The organism is Petrotoga halophila DSM 16923 (genome assembly GCF_002924615.1).
Genome location: NZ_JALY01000138.1, coordinates 1 through 17,339, shown reverse-complemented (window position 1 = coordinate 17,339; position 17,339 = coordinate 1). Strand labels below are relative to the sequence as shown.

Below are 17,339 nucleotides of genomic sequence, written 5' to 3'. Positions count from 1 at the left end.
AATTAGTAGAGCTCGAAAAAAAATATCCCGAATTGAAAACACCCGATTCTCCCACTCAAAGGATCGGTGGGATAGTTGTTGAGGGATTCAATAAAGTAAACCATTCCATACCGATGTTATCTTTAGATAACACCTACAACGAAGAAGAAATCTTAGATTTTCACAAAAGGGTTTTAAAGAACTTGAACTTAACCCATGTTGAGTACTTCTGTGAACTAAAGATAGATGGAGTATCGGTAGCTTTAAGGTACACCGATGGAGTATTAACTCAAGCTATAACCAGAGGCGATGGAACAACAGGAGAAGATATCACGCAAAACGTAAAAACCATCCCATCTATTCCTTTAAGATTGAGGAAAAATCTATCCATTGAAGTACGTGGAGAAATATACATGCCAAAAAAAGAATTTGTGAGAATAAATTCTGAAAGGGAAGAAAAAGGGTTACCTGTTTTCGCTAATCCTAGAAATGCCACAGCGGGCACTTTAAAACTTTTGGACAGTAAAGAAGTGGCAAAAAGAAAGTTAAGCTCTTTTATGTATTACGTTATCTTCCCTCAAAATTACAACTTAGAAACTCAAGAGGAAGCAATAAATTTTCTGAAAGAAGTTGGTTTCAGAATCAATCCTAATTACAAAAAGGTCGAAGATATTGGACAAGTTATAGAATTTTGGAAAGAATGGAATCGAAGGAGAAAGGAATTAGAATACGAAGTAGATGGAATAGTAGTTAAGGTGAACAGTTTTGAATTACAGAGAGTCCTTGGTGAAACTGCCCGATCCCCAAGATGGGCAATAGCTTTCAAATTTGAAGCTGAACAGAAAGAAACGAAACTAAAAGCTATAAAGCTTCAAGTTGGGAGTACAGGAATAATAACCCCCGTTGCAGAATTTGACCCCATACAACTCGAAGGAACAACGGTAAAAAGGGCAAGTCTACACAACTTTGACTATATAAAAGAAAGAGATATAAGGGAAGGCGATTATGTATTAATTGAAAAAGCAGGTGGCATAATACCACAAGTTATAGGGCCCGTTAAAGAAAAAAGAACCGGGGAAGAAAAAATAATTCAACCTCCTGAAAAATGCCCTGTATGTGGTGGAAAAGTTGGGAAAATAAAATCTTCCGAAGTGGCAATAAGATGTTTGAATCCCTCTTGTCCAGAAAAGCTTTTAAGAACTTTGGAAAATTTCGTTTCAAGAGACGCAATGAATATCCAAGGACTTGGCCCAAAGTTATTGAAAAGAATGGTAGATGCAGGTTTAGTTAAAGATGTAGCAGATCTGTATTATTTAAACGACCAAAAAATTAGAAGCTTAGGAGAAGGTATAGGAGACAAAACGGTAGAAAATATATTGACACAAATAGAGCAATCCAAAAATAGAGAATTGTACAGATTAATTAACGCTCTTGGGATACCAAATGTTGGTTTAAAAACGGCGAAAGACCTTGCTAATCATTTTAAAAATTTAGACAGTTTAATAGACGCAAAATTTGATGAACTTGTAGAAATAGAGGGCATTGGTGAAGATATAGCAAATGCAATTATAAAGTTTTTTTCACAGGAAGAAGTTAAAAAGATCGTTAAAAAATTAAAAGATGCAGGGGTCAACATGGGCAAAAAAGAAGAAGAAAAATCAGAAGGACCTTTAAAAGGTTTAGTTATATGTCAAACCGGTGCACTTTCTAAAATGACAAGACAAGAGTTCGCCGAATACGTTGAATCTAAAGGCGGTACCTTCTCTGAAAACGTGACGAAGAAAACAAATATCCTAGTAGTTGGAGAAAACCCTGGTTCTAAATTAGATAAAGCTCAAAGTTACGGAATTACTATAATGAGTGAAGAAGAGTTCTTTGATAAATATGGAGAAAGTTAGAAAAATAGTAACGCTTCAAATATTAGTACTTATCTTCATTTTTTTTAATACGAAGGGCTTCTCTGAGATAACTGCAAACGAAGTTTATCTACTATCTTCAATATACTCAGGAAAAGATTTTACAAACATAACACCTTATCCAATAAATTCAAACGATGATTTTGAAGTTCACCCTGGTTTTTTCTACAGATCTTTTGATCCCCTGTGGTTGATTGGTGGAATATTTGAAACCAATTGGTCAGATTTGGAAAGAGGGGTATATTTATCTGATTCATTACCCTATGTTACTGGGTTCATGGGTGGATACGATGCAGGAAGTATGAGAATTGTCTCAGCCATGTACTTCTTCGATCCTTACTTAACCGAAGATGAGTTAGAAAGGCAAAAAGATACCTCTTTTGATGGTAATTCCGACAGAGCCGGATTGGAAGATTTTGGGTATTCTGATCCTTCAAAAACCTTGTTTATACACAGATTAGAATTTAATCTTTTCGATAGAATAAGACTTTCTTTGAACGAATTAAATTTGATAGGCGGTAAATACCCTGACCTTTCTGATGCTAACCCTTTTGGTATAGCTCATAATAACCTAGGTGAAGGATTCTCAAATAATATGTTAGGAGTAGATGCTTCTATCATTCCTATCAACGGTTGGCAAATATATGGACAATTCGCGATGGACGATTTTGTAGTGCCCGATACTGAAGAGGGAGCAACAGATTACAAACCAACCGCATTTGCTTGGGGAGTAGGAACAAAATTAGTCGGCAAAACTTCTAAATATTACATATCTCCCAAAATAGAGTATTATAAGATTTACACTTGGATGTACAATCAATGGGCACCTTACTTGAAATATACCGCTAAGTATGATGGAGAAAATATTCCCATAGGTTTTGACTACGGGAACGACATGGAAGGTTACTTAATAGGATTGGATATTGCCAACGAAACAACCAGATATAAAATTACCTTCGAACACTACCTCAAAGGTGAAATAAATTTAGAAACACCTTACGACGATGAGAGAAAACCAGATGTGGAAGGTTGGCCTGGACCCTACGGAGAAACAACACCATTTATCATAATATCCTTTTCAATTGAAGTAGGGTTTTAAAATTCTCAATACTTTTAATTTATCTAACTACTAATAAAGTTAGTAAGTTGTATTTAATTATAAAAGGCATGCTAAAGGCATTAGAGGTGATAAAAATACCGAATTATAAATATAAAATTGGGTTGCACATATTCAGACGAGATCTTAGGTTAGAGGATAATACTTCTCTCATAGAAGCTCTTCAAAGTTGTGAAAAAGTCATACCTGCTTTTATATTTGATGACCGACAGATTAAAGACAATGATTACAAATCAGACAACGCGGTTCAATTTATGATCAACAGTCTAAAAGAACTCAATGATGAGCTACACCAATTGAACGCTAGACTATACTTTTTTGAAGGTCTTACTTCTAAAGTAGTTGAAAGCTTAATTAAGACATTAGGAATAGAAGCAGTTTTTGCGAATAAAGATTACACTCCATTTAGTAAGAAAAGAGATAACGAAATAAAAGCCATTTGTGAAAAGGAAAGAGTAGATTTCAAAGAACATTTTGATGTTTTAATACATGAACCCACAGAAGTTTTGAAAGATAATGGTATGCCATATATAAAGTTCACCGATTTTTTAAAAAAATCCAAAAAAATAGATGTGCGAGAACCACAGAAGAATAAATTTAAAAATTATTTTACAGAAGGAATTAGCTCAAGTATTGCTCTTCAGGTTGATAAATTTCCTCAAAATGAAAATTTAATATTAAAGGGTGGGCGAAAAGAAGGGTTAAGTTATATAGAGAGAATAGTCAAATTAAAAAATTACAGTGAAATTAGAAACATACCTTCAATCGATGGAACAACAAAATTATCTCCCCATCTTAAATTTGGAACAGTTTCTGTGAGAGAGGTATATAAAAAAGTAAATGAAAACTTAGGTAATGAACACGAAATTATTACACAACTTCACTGGCGTGATTTTTTTACTCATATTCTTTATCATTTCCCTCATGTTTTAGGGAGTTCCTTCAAGGAGAAATACAACCAAATACAGTGGGAAAATGATTTGGATAAATTTAAAGCGTGGTGTACAGGGAGAACAGGTTATCCTATAGTTGATGCTGGAATGAGACAATTGAATCTAACGGGATGGATGCATAACCGAGTAAGAATGATAACAGGGAGTTTTCTTGTTAAGGATTTACATATTGATTGGCGATGGGGAGAAAGATACTTTGCACAAAAATTAGTTGACTACGATCCTGCAATTAATAACGGTAATTGGCAATGGGTTGCTTCAACAGGTTGTGATGCTCAGCCTTTTTTCCGAATATTTAACCCAATTTTGCAACAGCAAAAATTTGATGCTGCATGTGATTACATAAAGACTTGGTTACCAGAATTAACCAATCTTAACTCAGAGCAAATACATACTTTGAACATTCCAAAAGACATCGATTATCCAACACCTATTGTCGATCATAAAATAGCTTCAGAAAAGGCTAAAAAACTTTATAAAATATGATCAAAAAGCGAAGTATGTTTGTTATCTGTGGATTTTAATAATACGTTTAAATATAGCGGTGCAAAAGCACCGCCAAATATTTTTAGAAAAACAATCTACCCATCTCGTATAATTCTCTACTTATCTCTTTGTTCTTCAAAATTTCGTCCGTAAAGGGTTTTTCCACAACATCAAAACCATCCAGACCTAAAGCCACGTTAGATTTTCCTTTTTTAACAGCATCTATAGCTGTTACACCGAATTTAAAAGCCAAGTATCTATCAAAAGATGAAGGAGTTCCTCCTCTTTGTAAATAATCCAAATCGACCGTTCTGCATTCAACATTTTGCAAATTAGCTTTTATATACTCTGTGACTAATTCTGCTGGTTTCATGTATTGACGAACTTTGGGATCACCTATTATATTTTGAACCTCTTCGGGGAGTTTGACCTTTTCTTCTACAACGACTATGGAAAATCGTCTACCTGCAGAATATCTCTTTTTAATATTTTCAATCATATCTTTAGGGTCTAATTCGAACTCTGGTACTATTATATAATCTGCACCACCTGCCATTCCACCAATTGTGGCCAACCATCCTGCTTCGTCTCCTCCGGTTTCTACAACTATTACCCTGTGACCTGCACTGGCAGTGGAATGAAGTTTATCTAATGCATCTGTGACGATCTGTAATGCAGTTAGAAAGCCAACACTGAGATCCGTCCAGTATAGGTCGTTATCAACAGTGGCAGGTATTATTATCGAAGGTATGCCTTCATTTGCCAATTTTAAAGCAATATTTGCTCCGGTATGGCCTGTTAACAATATCAGACTAGTTATTTGATATCTTTCAAAGTTATTTTTTAACTTTTTCAAATCGTCTGGATTAGCAGTAGGATCATATTTTGAAGAACCCAAAATTATTCCACCTTCAGGCAATTTACCTGAAACATGTTCTTTGGCAAGGATAGTTAATTTATCCTCAACGAGACCAAGAAAACCATCGTAGACACCAACAACTTCGACATTCTCTTCGGCGCCTTTTACGATGAGTGCCCTGATTACGGCATTTAAGCCTGGACAGTCTCCGCCAACATTTAAAACAGCAACTCTTTTCATTATTATATGCACCTCCAAATTTTAATTTAATTATACTAACTTTAGGAACTCTAAAACCTTGTGTTAGCGCCCCTTCGCCCCGCTCCCCAACCATAAGGAAAAATAGTATTCACACCAACCATTTTAACCAAGAGTTTCACTCAAAAATTCTAATTAAAATAGGAATAATCACTATAGAAACTATAGACATAAGTTTTATTAAAATATTAATGGAAGGTCCTGCCGTATCTTTTAAAGGATCCCCCACGGTATCTCCTACAACAGAAGCCTTATGAGCCAAAGACCCTTTCCCCCCGTATTTTCCGGTTTCTATTAACTTTTTTGCATTATCCCAGGCACCTCCAGAGTTGGCCATGAATATCGCTAACATAACTCCTGAGCCTGTTGTTCCTGCTAACATTCCTGCGACAGCTTGCTTGCCTAATAAGAAGTAAACAATTATTGGGGCTATAACAGCGACTAAAGAAGGAAGTATCATATATTTTAGAGCGCCATTGGTAGCAATCTTTACACACTTACCGTAGTCTGGATCAGCTTTTCCTTCCATTAATCCCACAATTTCTTTAAACTGCCTTCTTACTTCTTCCACCATAAGGTTTGCAGCGTTACCAACTGCTTTCATTACCATAGACGAAAACAGAAAGGGAAGCATTGCACCGATTAACAAGGCGGTAAATACATTCGCATCATTCAAATCAACGATTGAGATATTTGTTACCTGCAAATAAGAGGCGAACAAAGCCAAAGCCGTTAAAGCAGCGGATCCTATTGCAAAACCTTTCCCCATAGCAGCAGTTGTATTCCCAACAGCGTCCAACTTGTCCGTTCTTTCTCGAACGTAAGGTTCTAAATGAGCCATTTCAGCAATTCCACCGGCATTATCGGCGATAGGGCCATATGCATCGATGGATAAACTCATACCGAGTGTTGAAAGCATTCCAACAGCTGCGATCGCTATTCCAAAAAGTCCGTATAAGTAGAATGAAAGTATAATAGCTGTTCCTATTAAAAGAATGGGAAAAAGCGTTGATTCCATTCCTAGAGCAAGACCATTGATAATCAAAGGAGCCGAACCTGAAGGAGCGCTTTTTGCAAGCTCTGTTACCGGCTTTTTTGCAGTGTAATATTCTGTAACGACCCCTATAAGAATTCCCACCACCATACCCATAATAACAATTAAACCTGAATAAAAGTTCCCGAAAACTATCTTCGATAAGAAAAAAACAACTATAGCTTGAAGAAATGATGTCAGATATGTACCAAAGTGAAGGGCCTTTTCGGGTTCAACTTCCTTTGTCTTTTTGATGTAGTAATTAACAAAAATAATACCAAAAATTGATAATATCAAACCTGATGAAGCTACAAAAAATGGGAAAAGAGCTCCCTTAAATGAAAAAGCGATGCTTCCCAACACTGAAGCAGAAAAGATCGAGCCTACGTAAGATTCGTACAGATCGGCGCCCATACCTGCAACATCTCCCACATTATCTCCGACATTGTCAGCAATGACCGCTGGGTTTCTTGGATCATCTTCTGGAATATTTGCTTCAACCTTACCAACCAGGTCAGCCCCCACGTCGGCGGCTTTGGTGAAAATTCCTCCTCCCACTCTTGCAAAAAGCGCTACAAAAGATGCACCCATAGCATAGCCACTCATTAACTCAGTATTACCATTTCCAAGGAAGAATATACCTCCCAATCCCATTAATCCTAAAGAGGTAACAATCATTCCCATAACCGCGCCACCATTAAAAGATACAGTCAAAGCATCGTTTAAGTTGCTAATCGCTGCATTGGTTGTTCTGGCATTGGCTCTGGTAGCGATTGACATCCCTAGAAAACCTGATAAAACCGAAAATGCCGATCCTAAAATGAAAGACAAAGCCATTTGATAAGAACTTACAAGCCACAAAAACCCCGCGAATAAAAATATTACAACGAAAAGGATTCTATATTCTGAAAATAAAAAAGATCGAGCGCCAACTTGAATTATTTTTGAAAGTTTTTGCATTCTTTCATTTCCGGGGGATTTTTCTAAAATGTTGAAAACCAAAAAAACCGTAAAAATTAATCCAATCAACCCACAGATAACCGATATAACCTGAGAAATAAATCCCATAATTCTCCTCCTTGTGAAATGCGGTATACTATCTTCTTTTGAAGCTCTAAAACTTTATAATTTGGGTTTCTTTGATGATTTAATTAATTATACCATATGTTTTTCAGTGGTAGATACAAAATATTGATGAGGTAGGTTAAGATACTTTATGCCTAATAACTATCTTTACTATTTCGTTAACTACCAAAGGAACTATAGATAGTAATACGACAATTGACCAGTCATAAAGTCTTAAATCAAATACTTTAAACACATCTCTTAGGAAGGGAACTGTGATAACAACTTCCTGAAGGAATATTCCAAATAGGATAGAGGCAATAAGATACTTGTTTGTAAACCAACCAACTTGGAATATGGATTTGGTTGGATGCCTCATATTCAAAGAGTGTATTAGTTGAGATACACTTAATACTACGAAAGCCATGGTTTGTGCGTGAGTTAATGCATCGTCTGAAATATTCTGTGGAAATATTGGGAACAAATTAGTAGTACCTGTGTAAATTCTTGCTCCAATTATAAAGGCCACCAATGTTACTAGACCAATTAATATACCATTTAGTATCAAACTTACGCCTGTACCGCCTGCAAACAAACTGTAATTTGGATTACGTGGTTTTTCTTTCATAACATCTTTGTCCCCTGGCTCTACTCCAAGAGATAATGCAGGAAAAGTATCGGTTATTAAGTTAACCCATAGTATGTGTATAGGCTTTAACGGTGTAGCCCAACCAAATAATATGGCAAAGAACAACGTAATTATTTCACCAATATTGCATGACAGCAGAAAAACGATGGACTTTTTAATATTGTTGTATATATTTCTTCCTTCCTCAACAGCAGAAACTATAGTGCTAAAGTTATCATCTGTTAAGACCATGTCAGAGGCACCCTTTGCAACATCTGTACCTGTAATCCCCATTGCAATCCCAATGTCTGCAGCCTTTAAAGAAGGTGCATCGTTTACACCATCTCCAGTCATGGCAACGATGTTACCTCTGGCTTTTAAAGCTCTAACTATTTTTACCTTATTTTCAGGTGAAACTCTTGCAAATACTCTCAAGTTATCGATCTTACTAATTAACTCCTCCTCAGTAAGCTTATCTAGTTCAACTCCTGATATTACCTGTGAAGGATCATCAGTTATACCAAGCTCTTTTGCTATAGCAAAGGCAGTATTTTTATGATCTCCTGTTATCATAATAGTCTTTATACCAGCCTGTTTGCATAGTGATATGGAATCCTTAACCTCAGGTCTTGGCGGGTCAATCATACCTATTAAGCCTATAAAGGTTAAGTCGGTTTCCAATTTATCAATATCTACATGAGGAGAGTCAACCTTTTTAAAGGCTGCTCCTAAAACTCTAAGGGCATCCTGAGACATTGAATTTACTTTATCCATTATGCTATCTATAATTTCCTGTGTTAATGGTACAATCTCACCGTTAACATAAGCATTTTTACATATTTTAAGGAGATTATCGGGTGCTCCCTTAGTAAATACTAAATACTCATTATCAAATTTATTTACAGTGGACATAAGTTTTCTATCCGAATCAAAAGGTATTTCATTCACTCTTGGGTGTTGCTCTTCAAAAGCAGTTTTAAATATATTGAATTTAGCTCCCATCTCAAGTAGGGCTATTTCTGTTGGATCACCAGTCTTTGATTCCTGCGAATAAGTAGCATCGTTACATAGTACCAAACTTTCCAAAAGGAGTTTATAAGTTGGATTATTAATATTAAGTGAGTCAACATCGCCAAAAGCATTGTCTGCGTAGAATTTTACCACAGTCATCTTATTTTGAGTTAAGGTACCCGTTTTATCAGAGCATATTATGTTTACAGAACCTAAAGTTTCAACCGCCGGAAGCTTTCTAATTATGGCATGCTTTTTAACCATCCTTTGAACACCCATAGCAAGTACTATTGTAACTATTGCGGGAAGTCCTTCAGGAATTGCTGCTACTGCAAGACTTATTGCTGTAAAGAACATTTCGAATAAAGGTCTTCCTTGGATGATACCGACTAGGAACATAGCAACACAAATTCCAAGGGCCGCAAAGCCAAGTATCTTGCCTAGCTCTGCAAGCTTCTTTTGAAGTGGAGTTTGTTCTGTGTCAGTTTCTTCAAGCATCTTAGCAATTTTACCTATTTCTGTTTTCATACCAGTAGCTATCGCAACCCCGATACCTCTGCCATAAGTAGCAAAAGTTGACATGAAAGCCATGTTCTTTTGGTCTCCAAGGGGAGTATCAAGCGCCTCTAAGACTAAATCAGCATTTTTATCAACAGGGACTGATTCACCTGTAAGGGCAGATTCGTCAATTTGAAGGTTGACAGTTTCGATAAGTCTTAAATCACACGGTATATATCTTCCTGCATCAATAATGACTATGTCTCCAAGAACAACCTCTTCTGAAGGAATTTCGATAAGTTTTCCATCTCTTTTAACGATTGACTTAGGTGTAGAAAGCTTTTTTAAAGCCTCCAAAGCTTGTTCAGCTCTATACTCTTGTATAAGTCCGACTACTGCATTTATTAAGATAACAACAGCAATTATTATAGCGTCACTGAGCTCTCCTAATATTGCAGAGATCAAAGCAGCACCCAATAAAACATAGATCATTACATCATTGAGTTGAGCAAAAAATAATTGTAGGAAGCTCCTGTTTTTTTGGGTAGCAAGCTTGTTTTCGCCATATCTACTCAAACGTTCCTTTGCTTCTTGGGTTGAAAGCCCTTGAAGAGGATTAACCTGAAACTCTTTAATAACTTCGTCTTTGCTTTTTGCAAACCACACAGACTTCACCTCTCCCATATTATAATTAGAATATAAAACTTTATTAGAGAAACAAAAAAGACCTTTGCTCACTACAGCGAACAAAGGTCTTGCAATCTCTTTATGAGCTAACCGTCCGGGCTTTCGCCGTATTGACGAACAGTTAGAAGCGAAAAGCTTATGCTACTCCCCTTTTTTTGAATTATATCATAAGGCAATTAAAAAGACAATATAACAAAACTTGACATTTTAAAATTTTTACTGTATAATATTAGTGCAAATCAGTTGCAAAAACAAATCGTTTGCATTTATGATTTTAACAGTTTAAAATTATTAATGTTTATCCTAAAGAGGTGAACTTTCTATGAGAAACACAAAAGCTCGCAGAGACATTTTAGGCGTGTTAGATGAGTACGATTATCCGCTCAACGCCGAACAAATTTATGAAAAGCTCAACGAAGATTACGATAAATCCACAATTTACAGAAACCTAAAAAATTATGAAGAAAATGGAGACATTAGATCCATAGTTTTTTCAGACAAAATCAAATATTTTTTTAAGGGAAAAGGGCATTTTCATTTCATATACTGTACAGAATGTAAGAAGTTTGAAAGATTTGACCTATGTTACTCTGAGCAGATGAGTAAGTATATAAAAGAAAGATTAGGCTTCGAAGTTTTGACTCACACCCTTTATTTTGAAGGAATATGTAAGGAATGTCAGAAAATTACCAAAGACGGCCAATATGGTAATCTCAATTAGTAGAAAACGTTCAAAGTATTACTAAATATAAAAAAGCAGGTGAGAGAAGGCATGAAGAAAACAATCTTAACAACCATTGTCTTGTTAGCTTCATTTTTAGTATTCGCTATAAATGTTTCAACTTCGATACTACCCTATTACTATGTGAGTAAAGAAATAATACAAGAAAAAGGTCAAGTGAATCTTGTCGTTCCTCCAGGAAAGAGTCCACACACATACTCACCAACACCAAAAGAACTAGTGCCTTTGTACGAATCTGATATCTTAATTACAAATGGTTTAGCTTTAGAAATTTTTTTCTCTAATCTAACTATGAATCTGGAAAAACAGGGTGTAAAAATAATTCAAGTTTCCGATTTCATTCCACTTGAAGAACTTATAAGTATAGGTGAAACTCATGAAGATCATGAGCATGAAGAGTTTGCATACAACCCGCACATTTGGTTAGATCCATATATTATGTATACTTACATCATTCCAGGTTTGGCAGAGGTTTTTGGAGAATTAGACCCTGAAAATAAAGATTACTACGCTCAAAACGCTGAAAGATATATAAACAGATTGATTTTACTTGACAACTACCTTGCTGAAAAAGCCAAAGTCATCGATGGCTCAATATTTACTCTTCATAATTCCTATGATTATTTCGCAAGAAAGTATGGTATAAAAATCGTTGGTGTAATTCAAATCTCCCCGGGGGTAGACCCCACTCCAAAGCAATTAGTTGAATTAACTAACGTTGCTAAAGAGAGAAACGTAAAAGCTATTTTCAATGAACCTCAACTCAGCGACAAGGCTGTGAATACCATAGCTAAAAACTTGAGCTTAAATGTAGGTGTTTTGGATCCGTTGGGGAGTTCAGAAAGAGTATTCGATTTAGAATCTCTATACGTAGACAATTTGTTTGAAATCATACGGGTGGTGAATTATGGCTATTGACCCTTTAGTATCTGTCAGAGATTTAAATTACACCACTGAAAACAACAATATACTGATCAATATATCTTTTGATGTATATAGAGGAGACTTTGTAGGAATAATTGGACCTAATGGAGCTGGAAAATCAACCTTAATAAAAACTCTAATCAGAGAAATCGAAGATTATACAGGAGAAATAAAGATAAATGGAAAAATTGGGTATGTTCCACAATCGGAAGAAAGAGAAAGAGATTTTCCTATCAAAGTATATGAAGTTGCTTTAATGGGTTTATACAGTGAAGTTGGTCCGTTTAAGAGGTTTAAAGAAGAACATTATGAAAAAGTGAGAGAAACTCTCAAACTTTTACAAATTGACCATTTATACAACAGGCTAGTAGGGAAATTATCTGGAGGAGAGTATAGAAGGTTGATGATGGCAAGGGCTTTAGTTTCCGATCCTGATATATTAATACTGGACGAACCTGAAGCCAATATCGATAAAGAAGGGCAAAGTATACTGTACGAAATTCTTAGAGATCTCAAGCAAGATAAAAATATGAGTATAATGTTAATAAGTCACGATTTGAACATGATTTTCAAAGAAACAAATAAAATTATGTGCATGAACAAAACATTGCACTGTCATAAAAACACTGTTGATATTGATATCAATGATTTGCGAACTTTGTACTCTAAAGATTTTGAATTGTTTATTCATGTCAATGAAAAGATGAAGGTGGTTAGCAATAAAGATGATTGACATTCTAAGTTACTCTTTTATGAGATACGCTTTAATTGGAGCTATTCTTTCGGGTTTTGGTAGTGCGTTGCTGTCAAATTTCATAGTCCTAAAAAAAATGGAGTTTATTGGAGATGGAGCGGCTCATGTGGCGTTTGGTGCTATCGCTTTCGCCCTTTTCTTTGGATTGAATATGAATTTATTGTCTATAATAGTCGCCATTATATTTGCAATAGCTATAAACCAGTTGGGCAAAAAAGAAGGGGTACAAGAAAATAGTGTAATAGGGATGCTCTTATCGCTTTCTATGGCTATAGGGGTAATTTTACTTTCATTCAAAAAAGGATACGTCCCTGAAATAGACAGTTTTCTATTTGGGGACGTATTAATGATAACTCAACAAGATTTGATTTTATTGGGAATTTTTGACTTATTTATTCTTTTTATGGTTATTCTCTTAAACAAGGAACTTAAATATTACTCATTCAACCAAAGATTAAGTAAAATATTTGGAGTACCTACAAACGTAATAAATTTAGTGTTTTTAATGATTACATCCGTTACAATAGTTGTTTCCGTTAAAATAATAGGGATCATACTGATAACTTCTCTACTTATAACACCTGGTGTTATAGCAAAGCTTTATGCAAAAAGTATAAACCAAATGCTGATAATATCTGTAATAGTTGGTGTTTTTTCATCTGTTTTGGGTATTTTTTTATCTTACTACTTAAACGTTCCATCAGGCCCAATGATAGTCTTAACGCTTTTTCTGATATTTCTAATTTCATATCTTTTAAGAAAAACGGTTCTTAAGTCTTTTGCTCAGTAGATACTTTTTAATTTTTTGCTTTAAGTCACAACTTGTACTATAAAGAAAATATTCTGCTCTTTTTAAAAAACTATTGAGAGAGCAGAATATTTTTTCTTTCAACTAGTTAATATCTTATTTTAAACGTTTATCAATTGTTCCATCAGGTAGCATATTGTCCGGATGGTACCTCCCCGTTTCTTCCATTTGGTAGCGTACGCAACTTTTGTAGTCACCATGACAATAATTTTCTATCCACTTTTTATCTAATTTACCCTCATCATAATATCTCTTCATTGGACAAACTATATACCATTTGCAAGTCATAATAATATTCTCCTCGTTTTTTGACTTTCTTTTTTACCCCTTCTTATTGTATTCCAAGGTTTCTTTGAGCTTCTCTTAGCACTTCACCGTTTTCATTCACAGCTTCGTAAGCTCCGTTAATTACAGCAGATTTTATTTTCCCTTTGGCAACAGAGTTGCCTTGTAACCCAACTGCATCTAAAATTCCTTCTTTTACCGCTAAATAAAGAGTCTCAGGATCAGTTAAAGGATCCTCTTTTTGAGGGGAGAGACTTTTAATTTTTTCTATTATGACCATGGCTTCTTCTTTCAATAAATTTACCCTCTCTTTGATCTCAGGATCGCTTGCAAAATCAGGTAAGCCACGAGATGCCAAAGAGTTTGCCCTTTTTACCATCTTCACACTTTCTATTATTTCTTTTGAAGTTGCCCTTTTCATTGCTTCACAGTACGCCACCACGTGGATTATATGTGGTTGTAAGTAAGATGAATAAAACATGGAAGAAACAAGTTGACCCATTGCACTGTTGGGGTCGGCTGGAAAAGAAAGAAGTCCAGTTCTTATCATTCTGTAAGGTGTAAAGGTTTCATCCTTTAGTGTTTCCACCAATTCTAATTTTGCTAAAGACTTAGCTATATCCATCTTTGGAGATAACTTTGGAGGAGTGTTCATCATATATTGTTGAACATACCATCTTACACCAAGTTTTTTCGCTACATAAGCAGCTAAATAAGTAGTTGCAACAGCTAAACTGTCGTGCGCATACCTTAGTTCCCATTGGTGGGCGTCGTTAATTTCTACAGGGATGTTGTTCCTAGCATTCCACTTTATTCCTTCCATATTTTCTTTTATCGCATCTAATAAGTTCCTTTCAGACCTTCTATCAAGTTCAGAATACCAAAATATGGGTATCGCTGCCCATGCGTTGTTGATAGTTCTTTTTAGAACTTGGGAAAATTCGACCATGTGGTTGGTTCCTGAGTAACATCTTACTAAAGGATAATTGCCTCTTCGACTGGCTTCATACATGGCAACAAAGTCTTTTTCATTTCTAATGGGAGCTCCTCCTGCTCCGTCCTGGTTGGGGTCCATCTTTTCTTGCTCAAAAAAGTATTGCTGACAGTTTTGATCAGGTGCCAAAGAGATGATATCCAAGAGTTCAGATTCTGCGAGTTTTTTGATCTCCTCGATGGTTTCCTCAATTGTTTGAAGCCCAATATGGTGCCTAATTAGCGGATATGGGGATTTAAAGGCGATCCTTTCGGCTAAGGTTGAGGGAAAATTTTTCTCTTCTTTATATTTAATTTGACCTCTTAAAAACAAAACTACATCTTCTTCTTCCTCTGAACCATCAAAGATCTTTTTAAATAAATCGTATTTTCTGGCAACCTGTGAGGTTTCAACAGTTCCTCCGAAGATAAAGTCAATGTTTTCATAATTTTTTAATTTTTTAGCCTTTTCTATAAATTCTTTTATAAGATTTTCGAAGGCATCAGTTCCCAAACGGTAACTTATTGAAACAACATCTGGGGTTTCTTCGTCTATCTTTTTAATAATTTTCTCGATTGGAACCGCTCCACCTAAGTAAATAACCTCATACCCTTCATTTCGAGCTAATTCCAAAAAGTTTAAAAGACCTGCTGTATGTACGTCACTTCCCATAGAAGCTCCAAGAATTTTTTTCATGATTCTCCCTCCTCAACAAGTCTTATTATGTCTTCTATGCTCATTCCTTCTAAACCCAAATCTTTTACGGTTCTACCCTCTTTCCAAAAATTTTTTCCCATCATTATATTGGCAAGATTTATGATAGAATCAATTACAGGGGTCTTCACACCATATTCTTCTCCAAAAGATGAGATAGGTACAAGACTCATTGGAAGATCTTCAAGAATATACCGGTTATCCAACGTTGGCGGTGCATATATGCCTCTATAACCAACATTGTTTCTAATAGCTTCGTATAAAGAGTTACCTCTTACATCGTATGCATAGTTTAGCCAATCCTTCGCGGTCATGGGATCGGCGTTGAAAAGCTTCATAACCTTACATCTTTCCTCATCTATTTTTTCCAAAATCTTTGCTACGGATGGGGAGATCCCTTCGAAGTAGAATTCAAACTTTCCTGCTGTTGTTTCAACCCTTGCTGCATTCAATATTAATGTAGCAGGGTGAAAAACAACTCCAATATTGTTAAAACTGGTGTAAATTACATTCTTAACTATTTCAAACTCAGGTATGGCAGTACACAATACTTCTTCTAATTCAGCATTTCTGGTAGCGGGTAGTGCAGAAACAGGAACGGCGTTTTTTATCCTAAACACTTTAGCTACTCCAGGATTGGACATTCTTGAGGCAAAAATGAAAGTTTGAGCTTCGGCAAGTATGACGTCTTTTTTTACGTTTTCTTCTTTCAATACATTGTTGAATTCTAAGGCACCACCTGTTCTACCGGGATTTAACACTATTATTTGGCCATCTTCTAAATAAGGGGCCATCCTCTTTGCTATCTCTTTATGTGCGAAGGCAGGAACAACTACCATAATTAACTTTCTTCCCTTTATTGCTTCTTCCATATTTGTTGTGGCAAAAGATATATGATATTCACCTACTACTTGACCTTCTATTCTTATTGAATGTGAGTCTATGATGGGAGATATTCTCCTTTTTGACCTATTAAAGAGAGATACATCGAACCCTTTCATGGCTAAATATCCAGCTAATGCCTGGCCTCCATTACCCGCTCCAACCACCGCTATCTTAACCATATAACCACCTCCATATTATATTTCACTGGGCGGATATGTATTATATCAAGATAAATTGATTGTTGCAAATATTACCTTTTTATTATATATTTTACATCATTTTTAGAAAATTATTTATATCGTTTTTAAAAACTCTAAAACTTTTTTTGCGCCCTTCCTCCCAGTACCCACCCATGAGGAATTATAAGAGCTTGGCATGAATTTTAAGGGCTTAATTGAAAATTAAAAGTTTACTTGACGTTACACTCTAATTGGAGTATAATACTCAATAAGGAGTATTAATAAAGGGATGGAGGGATAGAGAGTGGAAACTTTATGGTTTTTTATAATAGTTGGATTCCTTGCCCAAGTCGTAGATGGAGCTTTGGGAATGGCTTATGGTACTATTTCAAATGCTTTATTGTTATCTGTTGGCGTACCTCCTGCTATCTCAAGTGCCTCAGTTCATTTTGCTGAGATTTTCACAACATCTATATCAGGATTTTCTCATCTAAAACTTGGTAACGTTGATAAAAGCCTTTTCAAAAAACTTTTGATACCTGGTGTAATAGGGGGAGTTTTGGGAGCTTATATTTTGACAAATAT

Annotated in this window: 14 protein-coding genes; 8 read left to right on the top strand and 6 right to left on the bottom strand. The window is 35.5% G+C overall.

What is annotated here, in order from left to right; all coding sequences use genetic code 11:
* The 3 genes from ligA to AA81_RS06650 form a co-directional block, all read left to right on the top strand.
* Positions 1-1,877, top strand: a 1,877-nt coding sequence (gene ligA / locus AA81_RS06660) for an NAD-dependent DNA ligase LigA (RefSeq protein ID WP_103898601.1), incomplete at its 5' end; no start/stop codon positions are given.
* Entirely contained in the window at positions 1,864-2,994 is a 1,131-nt protein-coding gene (locus AA81_RS06655; RefSeq protein WP_146026616.1) for a hypothetical protein, read from the top strand. The genes ligA and AA81_RS06655, both read left to right, overlap by 14 nt.
* Positions 2,995-3,080: 86 nt before the next feature.
* Entirely contained in the window at positions 3,081-4,451 is a 1,371-nt protein-coding gene (locus tag AA81_RS06650) for a cryptochrome/photolyase family protein (protein WP_245863501.1), read from the top strand.
* Positions 4,452-4,533: 82 nt separating this feature from the next.
* Here AA81_RS06650 and AA81_RS06645 read toward each other — a convergent pair whose 3' ends face one another.
* From AA81_RS06645 to AA81_RS06635, 3 genes are all read right to left on the bottom strand, one after another.
* A complete protein-coding gene (locus tag AA81_RS06645; protein ID WP_103066778.1) occupies positions 4,534-5,550 on the bottom strand; it encodes a 6-phosphofructokinase in 1,017 nt (338 codons plus the stop codon).
* Between the two features lie 136 nt (positions 5,551-5,686).
* Positions 5,687-7,669, bottom strand: a complete 1,983-nt coding sequence (locus AA81_RS06640) for a sodium-translocating pyrophosphatase (RefSeq protein WP_103898599.1) — start codon at positions 7,667-7,669, stop codon at positions 5,687-5,689.
* Positions 7,670-7,805: 136 nt separating this feature from the next.
* Positions 7,806-10,469: a calcium-transporting P-type ATPase, PMR1-type gene (locus tag AA81_RS06635; protein ID WP_103898598.1), complete on the bottom strand. Its 2,664-nt coding sequence runs from the start codon at positions 10,467-10,469 to the stop codon at positions 7,806-7,808.
* Between the two features lie 343 nt (positions 10,470-10,812).
* On the opposite strand from AA81_RS06635, the gene AA81_RS06630 reads away from it, so the two are divergent.
* Genes AA81_RS06630 through AA81_RS06615 form a run of 4 tightly spaced genes read left to right on the top strand, consistent with a single transcriptional unit; the run spans position 10,813 to position 13,700 of the window.
* Positions 10,813-11,211 (top strand): Fur family transcriptional regulator, encoded by a 399-nt coding sequence (locus AA81_RS06630; protein ID WP_103898597.1) that lies wholly within the window; start codon positions 10,813-10,815, stop codon positions 11,209-11,211.
* Positions 11,212-11,262: 51 nt separating this feature from the next.
* The gene (locus tag AA81_RS06625) at positions 11,263-12,150 is read left to right on the top strand and encodes a metal ABC transporter substrate-binding protein (protein WP_103898596.1); all 888 of its coding nucleotides are present in this window, start codon (positions 11,263-11,265) and stop codon (positions 12,148-12,150) included.
* Positions 12,140-12,889 carry a metal ABC transporter ATP-binding protein gene (locus AA81_RS06620; RefSeq protein ID WP_103898595.1) on the top strand — a complete coding sequence of 250 codons (750 nt, stop codon included), beginning with the start codon at positions 12,140-12,142 and terminating at the stop codon, positions 12,887-12,889. The genes AA81_RS06625 and AA81_RS06620 overlap by 11 nt, the downstream gene beginning before the upstream one ends.
* Entirely contained in the window at positions 12,882-13,700 is an 819-nt protein-coding gene (locus AA81_RS06615) for a metal ABC transporter permease (RefSeq protein WP_103898594.1), read from the top strand. The genes AA81_RS06620 and AA81_RS06615 overlap by 8 nt, the downstream gene beginning before the upstream one ends.
* 114 nt (positions 13,701-13,814) lie before the next feature.
* Here AA81_RS06615 and AA81_RS06610 read toward each other — a convergent pair whose 3' ends face one another.
* Genes AA81_RS06610 through AA81_RS06600 form a run of 3 tightly spaced genes read right to left on the bottom strand, consistent with a single transcriptional unit; the run spans position 13,815 to position 16,754 of the window.
* Positions 13,815-14,006: a uracil-DNA glycosylase gene (locus AA81_RS06610; RefSeq protein ID WP_103064972.1), complete on the bottom strand. Its 192-nt coding sequence runs from the start codon at positions 14,004-14,006 to the stop codon at positions 13,815-13,817.
* 43 nt (positions 14,007-14,049) lie between these two features.
* Positions 14,050-15,672 (bottom strand): cobalamin-dependent protein, encoded by a 1,623-nt coding sequence (locus AA81_RS06605; RefSeq protein WP_103898593.1) that lies wholly within the window; start codon positions 15,670-15,672, stop codon positions 14,050-14,052.
* A complete protein-coding gene (locus AA81_RS06600; protein WP_103064970.1) occupies positions 15,669-16,754 on the bottom strand; it encodes an NAD/NADP-dependent octopine/nopaline dehydrogenase family protein in 1,086 nt (361 codons plus the stop codon). Before AA81_RS06600 ends, AA81_RS06605 begins: the two co-directional genes overlap by 4 nt.
* Before the next feature lie 304 nt (positions 16,755-17,058).
* Here AA81_RS06600 and AA81_RS06595 point away from each other — a divergent pair.
* On the top strand, positions 17,059-17,339 hold a 281-nt coding region (locus AA81_RS06595; protein ID WP_146050356.1), incomplete at its 3' end, for a sulfite exporter TauE/SafE family protein.